Below are 12,050 nucleotides of genomic sequence, written 5' to 3'. Positions count from 1 at the left end.
ATGGCGAACGGCCCACCAGCGAGGCTGGTGGGCCGTTCGTCGTCGTGGACTACCGGGTCAGCTCGCGCCGCCGGTCAGCTTCTCGCGGAGCGCCTGCAGCGCCTCGTCGGAGGCCAGCGAACCGCTGGTCTCGGCCGGGGCGTCGCCGCCGTCGGCGGAGGTGGTGTCGCCACCGGAGCTGTAGGACGTCGCCTCGCTGGCCTCGACCTCGGCCTGCTTGGCCTCGGCCTGCTGCTTGACGTGCGCCTCCCAGCGGGTGTGCGCCTTGGCGTACTGCTCCTCCCAGATGGCGCGCTGCTCGTCGTAGCCCTCGAGCCACTCGCCGGTCTCGGGGTCGAAGCCCTCCGGGTAGATGTAGTTGCCCTGGTCGTCGTAGGTCGCCGCCATGCCGTAGAGCGTGGGGTCGAACTCCTCGACCTCGGTCGCGGCAGCCGTCTCGTTGGCCTGCTTCAGCGACAGCGAGATCCGGCGACGCTCGAGGTCGATGTCGATGATCTTGACCATGACGTCGTCGTTGACCTGGACGACCTGCTCGGGGATCTCGACGTGACGCTCGGCGAGCTCGGAGATGTGCACCAGGCCCTCGATGCCCTCCTCGACGCGGACGAACGAGCCGAACGGCACCAGCTTGGTGACCTTGCCCGGGACGATCTGACCGATCTGGTGGGTCCGGGCGAAGTGCTGCCACGGGTCTTCCTGGGTCGCCTTGAGCGACAGGGAGACGCGCTCGCGGTCCATGTCGACGTCGAGGACCTCGACCGTGACCTCGTCACCGACGGTGACGACCTCGGACGGGTGGTCGATGTGCTTCCAGGACAGCTCGGAGACGTGCACCAGGCCGTCGACGCCACCGAGGTCCACGAAGGCACCGAAGTTGACGATCGAGGAGACGACACCCTTGCGGATCTGGCCCTTCTGGAGCTGGGTCAGGAAGCCGTGGCGAACCTCGGACTGGGTCTGCTCGAGCCAGGCGCGACGCGACAGGACCACGTTGTTGCGGTTCTTGTCGAGCTCGATGATCTTCGCCTCGAGGACCTGGCCGACGTACGGCTGCAGGTCGCGGACGCGACGCATCTCCACCAGCGAGGCGGGCAGGAAGCCGCGCAGGCCGATGTCGAGGATGAGGCCGCCCTTGACGACCTCGATGACCGTGCCCTCGACGACGCCGTCCTCTTCCTTGACCTGCTCGATCGTGCCCCAGGCGCGCTCGTACTGGGCGCGCTTCTTGGAGAGGATCAGCCGGCCTTCCTTGTCCTCCTTCTGGAGAACGAGGGCCTCGACCTTGTCGCCCACGGAAACGACCTCGGAGGGGTCGACGTCGTGCTTGATGGACAGCTCGCGCGAGGGGATGACGCCCTCGGTCTTGTAGCCGATGTCGAGGAGCACCTCGTCACGGTCGACCTTGACGATCGTGCCCTCGACGATGTCGCCGTCGTTGAAGTACTTGATGGTCGCGTCAATCGCGGCGAGGAAGTCCTCTTCGGAACCGATGTCGTTGATCGCGATCTGAGGCGCGTCGTAATCGGGAAGAATCGAGATGGTGCTCGTCATAAGGGAAGTGATTCCTTGGGTGGTCAGAAAGTCGTCTGGGCACGCGAGAAGCCCCGTTTCACTACCGTGGAGTTGAGATAGCGAGCGAGTGTCCACTCCTGTGGGACCCAGGCGGACTTCAAGCGCGTTGTGAGTCTACGCGTGGGCCCGCTGGTGAGTCCAACCGAGGACGCACGCTCAGAACAGCGCCCATCGGATCGCCTGGGTCGAGACGGTGCCGAGGGCCCGGGTGACCAACCGATCGGCGACCGGGACCGCGGGCGGCAGGCCCAGCGGGCGGCGCGACCAGGCGGGCAGCAGGCCGACCGCCGCAGTGCCGAGGGCGGCGTACGGCGCCCGGGCCGCCAGCGGCAGCGGCGGCCTCCACAGGACGTGGCCGACCGCCTCGCGGGCGGCGGGGGTGGCCCTCAGCTCGGGCCGGAACGACCGCATCACCGCAGCCAGCCCGGCCTCGGTGGCCGGCGGGTCGGGCACGCCCAGCCGGTGGGCGACAGTGCCCTGCTGGGCGACGTACTCGTCGCGCCCGGCCTGGTCCAGGGGCTCGCTCCCGTAGGTCGAGTGGGCGAGCAGGAAGCTCTCCACCTCCGCCACATGCACCCAGAGCAGGAGGTGCGGGTCGGAGGCGGCGTACGGCGTCCCGTCGGGCAGGTGCCCGGTGACCCGGCGGTGGATGGCGGACACGATGTCCACGGCCCGTTGGGCGTCCTCGGCCGTGCCGAAGGTCGTGGTCGCGAGGAAGGTGCTGGTCCGGGCCAGCCGGCCCCACATGTCCCCGCGATAGCCGGAGTGGTCGGAGACCGCCTGCATGGCGGCCGGGTGCAGGGTCTGCAGCAGCACCGCCCGCAGCCCGCCGACGAACATCGACGCGTCGGCGTGCACCCGGGTGATCGGGCTCTCGGGCTCGAACCACCGAGGCCCGGGCGTGCCGTGGATCCGCTCGCGGTGCCGTGGCCCGTCCGGCCCGGCCACGCGCAGGAAGAGCGCGTTGCCCATCCGTCCGCGTAGGTCGTCGACGTAGCTCATGGGAGCCATCGTGCCCGTCAGGTGGTGACGTGCACGTTCCTCCTGGCGGCGACGACCCTCAGCAGGTCGTGGGCGCGGTCGGCCACCGAATTGGCGCCTCGTCGGGCGGCGAGCTCCACCAGGGCCCACACATCGGCCGCGTGCGCAAGCTCGACGGTCCCGGCCGGATCGCCGCCGTGCCGCTCGACGTAGGCAGTGACCACCGCCTCGACCCAGGCGGGGTGCCGGTCGAAGCGCAGCACGTTGCCGAGGTCGGTGTAGGGGTGCCCGCTGTGTGCGAACTCCCAGTCGAGGAGCGCGGTGACCCTCAGGGTCTGCGGGTCGACGAGGAGGTTCTTCGGGTTGAGGTCGCTGTGCACCAGGCAGGTGCGCCCGACGGTGTCGAGGAGGTCCTGGGCGGTGTCGGCCACCTCGGCCAGCCCGGCCCGCTCGTCGGCTGTCCAGTGAGCGAAGGCCACGGCGTGCCGGTCGACCCACTCGGCGAGATCGAGGTCGAAGGGGTTGACGGCCAGGGTGCCGTCGCGGAACGTGCCCGCCTCCAGGGTCGGCATCCCGGCCAGGGCCGCCACCAGCCTGCCGACCTCGCGGCCGAGCGTGCTCAGCCCTGCATGGTCCAGGCTCAGGAGAAGCAGGTCGCCGCGCTCGCCCTCGACGAACGCCGTCACCAGCATGGCCGGCACGTCGGCGCCCGGCACGGCGCGGCGTACCTCCAGGACGTCGGCGACCGGGACCAGGCCGCGCACCAGTCGGAGCAGCGCGGCGTCGATCTCGGCCGCGTGCTCCCCGCGGGCACCGGGCCGGGCGTAGATGCGCACCACCGAGCGCTCCCCCGCCGCCTCGGCGAGGAAGGTCTCCCCCGACCAGCCCCCGGCGAGCGGAGTCAGCTGCGACAGGTCCTCGTTCACCCAGGTGATGCTGCCACGACCGACCCGTGCGTCACGGTTCCTTGGTTTCGAGGCTCGAAACCAAGGCGACGACTCACAGCGACTAGCCTCGACCCGTGCACGACCACCTCCCACAGTCCGTGCGCGTCGAACGCCGCCCCGTCACCGAGACGGAGTCGCGTCGCGCCAACGGCCCCGACTGGGACCGCTACGCCGACGAGTACCAGGCCACCCACGGCGGCTTCCTCGGCGACGTCGGCTTCGTGTGGGGTCCCGAGGGGTTCACCGAGGCCGAGGCGGGCGCTCTGGGCGAGGTGCGTGGCTGCGACGTCCTGGAGGTCGGGAGCGGCGCCGGCCAGTGCTCGCGCTGGGTGCGCAGCCAGGGTGGCCGGGCGATCGGCCTCGACCTGTCGCACCGGCAGCTCCAGCACAGCAAGCGGCTCGACGAGGAGACCGGCATCGCGGTGCCATCCGTGCGCGGCACGGCCACCGCCCTCCCCTTCGCCGACGACTCGTTCGACGTGGTGTTCTGCTCGTTCGGCGCCCTGCAGTTCGTCAGCGAGATCGGGATCGCGCTCGACGAGACCGTGCGGGTGCTGCGCCGGGGCGGCCGCTACGCGTTCTCGATCACCCACCCGACGCGCTGGATGTTCCCCGACGACCCGGGCCGGCCGGGCCTCACCGCGACCCAGTCCTACTGGGACCGGACGCCGTACGTCGAGGTCGACGACGAGTCCGGCCTCGTGTCCTACGTCGAGCACCACCGCACGCTGGGCGACTGGGTCGCGCTGCTCGCCGACCGCGGCCTCGTGCTGCGGCGCCTCCTCGAGCCCGAGTGGCCCGCCGAGCACGACCGGGTGTGGGGTGGCTGGTCCCGGATGCGGGGTGTGCTCACTCCCGGCACCGCGATCTTCGTGGCCGACCTGCCCTGAGACGCACCGAGGGCCGCCCCTCGCCTGACGGCGGGGAGCGACCCTCGGTGGTGCTGTTCGGTCAGCCCATGCGGCGACGCAGGGCGAAGGCGCCGAGGCCGAGCCCGACGACCACGAGAGCACCCAGGGCGCGCAGGGTGTTGCGGCCGCCCTCGCCGTCCTCGCCGGTGATCTCGAACGAGTACGCCGTCAGCCCGCGGGCCTGCTCCGGCGCGCCGTAGGCCATGCTCTCGGCCTCCGCACGCTTCGAGCCCGCCTGCACGGTGGCGTAGAGCTGGCCGTACTCCTTGGCGGTGTCCTCGCCGGCGGTGATCAGCTGGGACATGCCCTCCTTGGAGAGCCGGGCGGCCCCGTCGGGGATCGCCGGGGCGGCGGAGGCCGCTTGGCGCAGGCCGTCGCTGAGAAGCCCCGAGCCGTCAGCGGCGTCGTCGAGCCCGGTGGAGAGCTCCTCGGCGCCGTCGGCGATCTGGCCGGAGCCGTCGACCGCGCTGCCGGTGCCGGTGGAGAGCTCTCCGGCGCCGTCGGCGAGCTGACCGGCGCCGGTGTCGAGCTGGGACAGTCCGTCGGTCAGGTCGCCGGAGCCCGCCTCGGCGTCGTTGGCACCGTTGGCGAGCTTCAGCACGCCGGCCACCGCGGTGGTCAGGCCCTGCTCGAGCTGGTCGAGGCCGCCGCCGACGGAGGCCACGCCGGCCTTGAGCTTGATCGCGCCGTTCTTGGCGTCGGTGAGGCCGGTGTTGAGCTGGCCGACACCCGGGATGAGCTGGTTGTCGAGCCCGGCGATCGCGGTGCCGAGGCCGCCCGACACGTCAATGAGGTATCCGTTTGCATCCGTCAACTGCGCCTTGCTGTCTAGGACTCCCGCTCTCATCCCCTCATGCGCGTCCACACACTGCTGCTGCGCAGCCGGATTGCAATACACCTGAACATCCCGCAATCCCTGCGCGAGATCGTCGAGTGAACCGTTCTCAGCAACAGCAGGCGCAAGACCCTGCTGCACCCCGTCAACAGCGAACTTCGCCAAGCCGAGGCCGGACGAGGCACCGTCCCCACGCAGCTGGCGCAGGCCGCCGCCGAGGATGGCCGCGCCGTTCTCCAGCTGCGAGAGGCCGTTGATCAGGCCCTGGTCGGTCGGCCCGCCGCCGAAGCCGGCCAGGATCTGGCCGACCCCGTCCTGCAGCAGGGTGATGCCGGCCTGCGCCTTCGGGAGTCCGGTGGTGGTGGCGGCCAGCTGGTCGAGGCCGCCGCTGATCTTCTTGAGACCGGCGTTCAGCTTCTGGCTGCCGGTCTTGGCCTCGCCGGTGCCGTCGGCGAGCTTGCGAGCGCCGTCGGCGAGCTGGCCCGCGCCGTCGTCGATCTTCCCCAGGCCCGTTCGCAGCTCGCCGGCACCGGCCGAGAGCTGGCGGGCGCCCGGGGCGGCCCGGCCGGCGAGACCGGTCTCGAGCTCGCCCGCACCGTCTCGCAGCTGGACCAGACCCGAGATCAGGTCGCCCGCGCCGTCACGCAGCTTCAGCAGGTTGGTGTCGATCTCGGTGGCGCCGGCCGCCAGGGCCTCGCCGGTCTGCGCGCCGCCCTGGTAGCTGGTCGCCGCGGTCTTGAACGTGGGGCTCTCGAGCGGGTTGACCGGCAGCGCCGAGATCGACGCCCGCGGCACCAGGCCGTCCTCGATGTCGGCGGTGTAGCCGAACGTCGCGGTGTCGGAGCCGATCGGCGGGACCAGCGTCATCGTGAACGACATCTTGGTGCCGCCCTTGCCGTCACCGGCCATGTTGGCCTGGCCGGACTGGACCTCGGAGAAGTTGGGCGGCAGCACCGTCGTCAGCGAGCCCACCATCGGGACCGGGACGTCGACCGTCTCGGTGACCATGCTGCCCGTGCCGTCGGCGTAGGAGATCTCCTGCGGCTTCGCCGTGACGTTCTTGACCGTGTAGGTCACCTCGAGGTGCCCGCTCTCCCCCACGATGTCGGAGGCGTCGACGCTCTTGCCGTCGAGCTCGTAGGCGATGTCGACGTCGAGGGGCAGGTCGCCGGTGTAGGTGCTCACGGTCCGGAGACGCTCGACGCCGTCGACGGACATGTCGACCTGCTGCTCACCGTCCTCGACGGAGAACCCGCTGAAGCCGTCGAGGTTGCGCAGGCCGCTCTCCTCGATGGGGTTGGCGAGCTCCACGTCGCCGTCGCCGGTCAGGGTGAGCTGCTCGTAGACGCGCTTGGTGTCGATGCCGCCGTCGGCATCCATGTAGACCTGCACGGTCTCGGTGTTCACGACGTCGACGCCGTCGCCGGCGCCCTCCGCGGCGTGGGACACGGCTGCCTGGGAGCTGGTCGGCAGCAGGACTCCGGTCACCGCGAGGGCGGCCAGCCCCGCGCCGATACGTCGTACGGGACGGGGGGTGTGGCGCGTCATCGGCTGGTCTCCATCAAGGCGTCGAGCTTGGTGTCGTCGTCGTCGTGCGTGCGGGGGGTCGGGCCGCTCTTCACCGGCGCCGCGGGCTGCGGGCCCGCCAGGGCGCCGACCAGGAAGCCGACGCCGACGGTGAAGAGGATGGTGGTGACGGCGGTCATCGAGGTGTCGACGACCTCCGAGGGAGCCACCGCGAAGCTCGTCTCGTAGCCGCCCGCCATCGCGGCGGCGCCGAGCAGCGGGGCCCACAGGGGCACCCGGCCGAAGCTCAGCGCGGCGATCGCGACGCACAGGGCCACCACGAGGACCAGCGCGAAGGCGCGGCCGGTCGTCGTGTCGGGCAGCACCGCGGCGCGCACGAGGTAGCCGATCCAGGCGGCGACGAAGCCGCCCAGGAAGCCACCCAGGCGGGTCAGCGGGGAACGGTCGGGGACGAGCGCCAGCACGGCTCCGATCGCCGCACCCATCAGCGCCGTGCCCTCGAGCTCGAGGTCGAGGCCCGAGCTCAGGAAGACGACGATCAGGCCGCCCAGGGCCAGGGCGAGACCCGTCAGTAGTGTTGTGCGCATCGCGCCCGCTCCTCCCAAAGCAGTGGGGCGTGCCTGCGTACGTCGTCAAGCACCCCGACAGGCTCCGTGGGAGCCCAAGAAAAACCGGTCCTCCAGGATCGGCGAACCGAAGAGTAACTTACCTCACACTCGCTCGTGAACCCGTGAATTGCGGCTCGTCGGTTCGTGGGCCCCCGAGGCGAGGTCCTAGGCTCGGTCGGGTGACCCAGTCCTCCCAGCGCACCCGCCAGGTCCTGGGTGGAGGCAGCAGCATCGCGGTGGCGATGGGCGTCATGAACGTGGCCACCTACGGCTACACGATGATCGCGGCCAACGTGCTCGGGCCTCAGCAGTACGGCGCCTTCGCCGCCCTGATGAACGTGCTGCTGGTGATCAGCGTCGTCTCGCTCGGCCTGCAGGCGACTGCCGCGCGCCGCATCTCGGCCGATCCCGACCACGTCGGGCAGATCGAGGCGGCGATCATGCGGGTCACCTACCGCGCGTCGCTGGGCCTCGGCGTACTCCTCCTGTTGCTGGCGCCCGTCGTCAACCACGTCCTGCGGCTCGACAGCCTCACCACCGCCGTGGTGCTGGCCTTCGCCGCGGTGCCCGTGACCGTGATGGGCGGCCAGGCGGGCACGCTCCAGGGCGAGCGGCGGTGGGCGGCCCTCGCGGCGCTCTACCTCGCCGCCGGTGTGCCCCGGCTCGTGCTCGGCACGGCGCTCATCCTGTGGCAGCCGACCGAGGCCTGGGCGCTCGTCGGGGTCGCGGTCGGCGGATGCGCGCCGGTGCTCGTCGGCTGGTGGGCGCTGCGCCACCAGCGCGCGCCCGGTCTCGTCAGCGAGCACCACGCCGGCCGTCAGATCCTGCGCGAGAGCCTCCACAACTCCCAGGCGCTGCTGGCGTTCTTCGCCCTCTCCAACGTCGACATCATCGTGGCTCGCAACGTCCTCGACGAGCACGCCGCCGGTCTCTACGCCGGTGGGCTCATCCTCGCCAAGGCCATGCTGTTCCTCCCCCAGTTCGTCGTCGTGGTCGCGTTCCCGTCGATGGCCACGGCCGGCCAGGCACGCCGTGCCCTGACGCGCAGCCTGGGTGTCGTCGCGGCCCTGGGCGTGGTCGGCACCCTCGCCGCCTGGGCGCTGGCCGACGTGGCCATCGTCTTCGTCGGCGGGGCGGACTACGCGGAGATCAAGTCCCAGCTCTGGGTCTTCGCCGTCCTCGGGACGCTGCTCTCCATGCTGCAGCTGCTCGTCTACTCCGTGCTGGCCCGCCAGGGGCAGCGGTCGGTCTACCTCGTGTGGGCCGCGCTGGCCGTCCTCATCGGAGTCGGCGTGACTGCCGACGACCTGAGCTCGCTCGTGGCCATCGTGGTGGCCGTCGACGCCGCCCTGCTCCTGGTGCTGCTGGGCATCAACGTCTACCTCATGCGCGACGAGCGAGCGGAGCAGGTCGCCTGATCAGTGGGCGGCCTCGTGCCAGCTGTGGCCGGTCCCGACGGAGACGCTGAGGGGAACGGCGAGGTCGGCGGCGCTGCCCATCTGCTCGCGCACCAGCGCGTCCAGGGCCTCCCGCTCCCCCTGGGCCACCTCGAAGACGAGCTCGTCGTGCACCTGCAGGAGCATCCGGGAGGCCATCCCCTGCTCGGTGATGGCACGCTCGACGTTGAGCATCGCGACCTTGATGAGGTCGGCAGCCGACCCCTGGATCGGGGCGTTGAGGGCCATCCGCTCGGCCATCTCCCGCCGCTGCCGGTTGTCGCTGGTGAGATCGGGCAGGTAGCGGCGCCGGCCCCAGATGGTCTCGGTGAAGCCGGACCTGCGGGCCTCCTCGACGATGCCGCCGAGGTAGTCGCGCACCCCGCCGAACGTCTCGAAGTAGTCGTCCATCAGCAGCCGGGCCTCGGCCGGCTCGATGCGCAGCTGCTGGGAGAGGCCGTAGGCGGACAAGCCGTAGGCCAGGCCGTAGTTCATCGCCTTGATCTTGGCGCGCATCTCGATGGTGACCGACTCCGGGGCCACCTCGAAGACCTTCGCGGCGGTGATGGAGTGGAAGTCCTTGGCCGACCGGAACGCCTCGATGAGCTCGGCGTCCTCGGACAGGTGAGCCATGATCCGCATCTCGATCTGGCTGTAGTCGGCGGTCATCAGGCACTCGAAGCCCCCGCCCACCACGAAGCCCTCACGGATGCGCCGGCCCTCCTCGGTGCGGACCGGGATGTTCTGCAGGTTGGGGTCGGTGCTGGAGAGGCGGCCGGTGGCCGCGATGAGCTGGTTGAACGTCGTGTGGATGCGGCCGTCGGACGCGACGGTCTTGAGCAGCCCCTCGACCGTCTGGCGCAGCCGGATGACGTCGCGGTGCCGCAGCAGGTGCAGCAGGAACGGGTGCTCGGTCTTCTCGAAGAGACCCTGCAGCGCGTCGGCGTCGGTGGTGTAGCCGGTCTTGGTGCGCTTGGTCTTGGGCATCGCCAACTCGTCGAAGAGCACCACCTGCAGCTGCTTGGGCGAGCCGAGGTTGATCTCCTTCCCGATCACGGCGTAGGCGTCGGCGGCGGCCTTGTTGACCTCCACCCCGAACTCCGACTCGAGCGACTCGAGGTGGTCGAGGTCGACGGCGATGCCCACCTGCTCCATCCGCGACAGCGTGTCGACGAGAGGCAGCTCGACGTCGGCGAGCAGGCCGGTGCCGCCGTGCTCCTCGACCGCGGCGTCGAGCGCCTCGGCCAGGTCGAGCACCGCCCGGGCGTTGAGCATGGCGGTGTCGCTCGCGCCGTGGTCGCCCATCGACTCGCCCAGGGTGTCGAAGCTGAGCTGCTCGGCGTCGGCGGACTCCTGCTTCAGCTCCCGCTTGAGGTAGCGCAGGGTGAGGTCGGCCAGGTCGTAGGAGCGCTGGTCGGGACGGACGAGGTAGGCCGCGAGCGCGGTGTCGACGACCAGGCCGGCGAGGTGCCAGCCGCGCGCGGCCAGGGCCAGCATCGGGCCCTTGGCGTCGTGCATGACCTTGGGCCGCGTCGGGTCGCCGAGCCACGACACCATCGCGGCGTCGTCGTCGGGGGTGACCTCGGTGGCGTCGAGCCAGGCGGCGGTGCCGTCACCGGCCGCGAGTGCCACGGAGTAGACCTCCCCGGTGCCGGCCCGCCAGCTGCCCTGCACGGCCAGCCCGACCCGCTCGGCGCCGGCCGCGTGCTCCGCCAGCCAGGCAGCGAGCGCCCCCGGCTCGAGCCGCTCGGCCCGGAGGTCGAAGCCCGAGTCGTCGATGACCTCCTCCGACTCCAGGGTCTCGAAGAGCCGGTCGCGCAGCACCCGGAACTCCAGGCCGTCGAAGAGGGTGTGCACCTCGTGGCGGTCCCACGGCTGGCGGCCCAGGTCGCCCGGGCCGATGGGCAGCGGCAGGTCGCACACCAGCGCGTTGAGCTTGCGGTTGCGCATCACGTCGGCGAGGTGGGCGCGCAGGTTGTCGCCCGCCTTGCCCTTGATCTTGTCGGCGTGGGTGATGACGCCCTCGAGGCCGTCGTACTCGTTGATCCACTTCGCGGCGGTCTTGGGCCCCACGCCGGGAACGCCCGGGAGGTTGTCGGAGTCCTCGCCGACGAGGGCGGCCAGCTCGGGATAGCGGTGCGGCGGGACGCCGTACTTGCCCTCCACGGCGTCGGGGGTCATCCGGGCCAGCTCGCTGACGCCGCGCATGGGGTAGAGCACGGTCGAGTCGGTGCCGACGAGCTGGAGCGAGTCTCGGTCGCCGGTGAGGATCAGCACCTCGTGGCCCTGCGCCACGGACTGCGTGGTCAGCGTGGCGATGATGTCGTCGGCCTCGAAGCCGTCGAGCTCGACGTGCTTGATGTGGAGGGCGTCGAGCACCTCCTTGATCAGCGGCAGCTGGCTCTTGAACTCGTCGGGCGTCTTGTTGCGCTTCGCCTTGTACTCGGGGTACTCCTCCAGCCGGAAGGTCTGGCGCGACTTGTCGAACGCCACCGCGATGTGCGTCGGCACCTCGTCGCGCATCACGTTGATGAGCATCGAGGTGAAGCCGTAGACGGCGTTGGTGGGCTGACCGGTGGTGGTGGAGAAGTTCTCCACCGGCAGCGCGAAGAACGCGCGGTAGGCCAGCGAGTGACCGTCGAGCAGGAGCAGGCGCGGTCGGATCTCGGGGTCGAGCTCAGCGTCGGGCACGACGCGACTCTATCGAGGGTCACCGACAGTGCGACGCCCCTCCACCCAGCGCCGCCCACACCATGGCCAGCACAATGGAGCCCATGACCGGACACCCCGACCCGCCCGCCTCCCTCGCCGACCTGTCGATCCCCGAGTTCCTGGCCCTGCTGCCCGAGGGCATGGGCAGGCTCAACGAGAAGATGGGCATCGAGATCACCGAGCTCGGCCCAGAACGCGTCGTCGCGACCATGCCCGTCCTGGGCAACACCCAGCCGTACGGCCTGCTGCACGGCGGTGCGTCGGTCGTGCTGGCCGAGACGCTGGGCTCGATCGGGTCGGCGATCCACGCCTACCCCGATCGCCGCTCCGTCGGGGTCGACATCAACGCGACCCACCACCGGACGGCCACCGAGGGCACCGTCACCGGGGTCGCCACGGCCGTGCACCTGGGCCGCACCATGGCGTCGTACGAGATCGTCATCACCGACGAGCGCGGCAAGCGGGTGTGCACCTCGCGCATCACCTGCGCGCTGATCCCGGCCGCTCGCGTCGGAGGGTGA

The 12,050-nt window shown here is 70.9% G+C and carries 9 protein-coding genes; 3 read left to right on the top strand and 6 right to left on the bottom strand.

Translation table 11 applies throughout. The features are described 5' to 3' along the window. Positions 1-57: 57 nt before the first annotated feature. The 3 genes from rpsA to ACP7BP_RS09150 all read right to left on the bottom strand — a co-directional run bounded on the left by rpsA (position 58) and on the right by ACP7BP_RS09150 (position 3,479). Positions 58-1,551, bottom strand: a complete 1,494-nt coding sequence (gene rpsA, locus ACP7BP_RS09160) for a 30S ribosomal protein S1 (RefSeq protein ID WP_426244269.1) — start codon at positions 1,549-1,551, stop codon at positions 58-60. A gap of 177 nt (positions 1,552-1,728) precedes the next feature. Continuing rightward, positions 1,729-2,574, bottom strand: coding sequence for an oxygenase MpaB family protein (locus tag ACP7BP_RS09155; RefSeq protein ID WP_426244268.1), 846 nt, complete (start codon positions 2,572-2,574; stop codon positions 1,729-1,731). Between the two features lie 17 nt (positions 2,575-2,591). Then, positions 2,592-3,479: a phosphotransferase family protein gene (locus ACP7BP_RS09150; RefSeq protein WP_426244266.1), complete on the bottom strand. Its 888-nt coding sequence runs from the start codon at positions 3,477-3,479 to the stop codon at positions 2,592-2,594. A gap of 95 nt (positions 3,480-3,574) precedes the next feature. Here ACP7BP_RS09150 and ACP7BP_RS09145 point away from each other — a divergent pair, with 95 nt between their 5' ends. Next, a complete protein-coding gene (locus tag ACP7BP_RS09145) occupies positions 3,575-4,390 on the top strand; it encodes a class I SAM-dependent methyltransferase (protein ID WP_426244265.1) in 816 nt (271 codons plus the stop codon). Between the two features lie 61 nt (positions 4,391-4,451). On the opposite strand, the gene ACP7BP_RS09140 is transcribed toward ACP7BP_RS09145, so the two are convergent. Both ACP7BP_RS09140 and ACP7BP_RS09135 read right to left on the bottom strand, forming a co-directional pair. Next, entirely contained in the window at positions 4,452-6,794 is a 2,343-nt protein-coding gene (locus ACP7BP_RS09140) for a hypothetical protein (RefSeq protein ID WP_426244264.1), read from the bottom strand. Next, positions 6,791-7,360, bottom strand: a complete 570-nt coding sequence (locus ACP7BP_RS09135) for a hypothetical protein (RefSeq protein WP_426244263.1) — start codon at positions 7,358-7,360, stop codon at positions 6,791-6,793. The genes ACP7BP_RS09140 and ACP7BP_RS09135 overlap by 4 nt, the downstream gene beginning before the upstream one ends. Before the next feature lie 200 nt (positions 7,361-7,560). Between ACP7BP_RS09135 and ACP7BP_RS09130 the strand changes: the two genes are divergently transcribed. Beyond that, positions 7,561-8,799, top strand: a complete 1,239-nt coding sequence (locus ACP7BP_RS09130; RefSeq protein ID WP_426244262.1) for a lipopolysaccharide biosynthesis protein — start codon at positions 7,561-7,563, stop codon at positions 8,797-8,799. Here ACP7BP_RS09130 and polA read toward each other — a convergent pair whose 3' ends face one another. Beyond that, positions 8,800-11,508, bottom strand: coding sequence for a DNA polymerase I (gene polA / locus ACP7BP_RS09125; RefSeq protein ID WP_426244261.1), 2,709 nt, complete (start codon positions 11,506-11,508; stop codon positions 8,800-8,802). An 83-nt stretch (positions 11,509-11,591) separates the two neighbouring features. Here polA and ACP7BP_RS09120 point away from each other — a divergent pair, with 83 nt between their 5' ends. Next, complete coding sequence (locus tag ACP7BP_RS09120; protein WP_426244260.1) at positions 11,592-12,050, top strand: hotdog fold thioesterase; 459 nt, start codon at positions 11,592-11,594, stop codon at positions 12,048-12,050.

The organism is Nocardioides sp. LHG3406-4 (assembly GCF_049897745.1).
Taxonomy (GTDB): Bacteria; Actinomycetota; Actinomycetes; order Propionibacteriales; family Nocardioidaceae; genus Nocardioides.
This window is presented reverse-complemented; position numbering and strand designations above follow the sequence as displayed.

Bases quoted from the DNA above. Each gene is read 5' to 3' on its own strand.
- rpsA (WP_426244269.1), bottom strand. From the start codon at position 1,551: ATGACGAGCACCATCTCGATTCTTCCCGATTACGACGCGCCTCAGATC.
- ACP7BP_RS09155 (WP_426244268.1), bottom strand. From the start codon at position 2,574: ATGAGCTACGTCGACGACCTACGCGGACGGATGGGCAACGCGCTCTTC.
- ACP7BP_RS09140 (WP_426244264.1), bottom strand. From the start codon at position 6,794: ATGACGCGCCACACCCCCCGTCCCGTACGACGTATCGGCGCGGGGCTG.
- ACP7BP_RS09135 (WP_426244263.1), bottom strand. From the start codon at position 7,360: ATGCGCACAACACTACTGACGGGTCTCGCCCTGGCCCTGGGCGGCCTG.
- ACP7BP_RS09120 (WP_426244260.1), top strand. From the start codon at position 11,592: ATGACCGGACACCCCGACCCGCCCGCCTCCCTCGCCGACCTGTCGATC.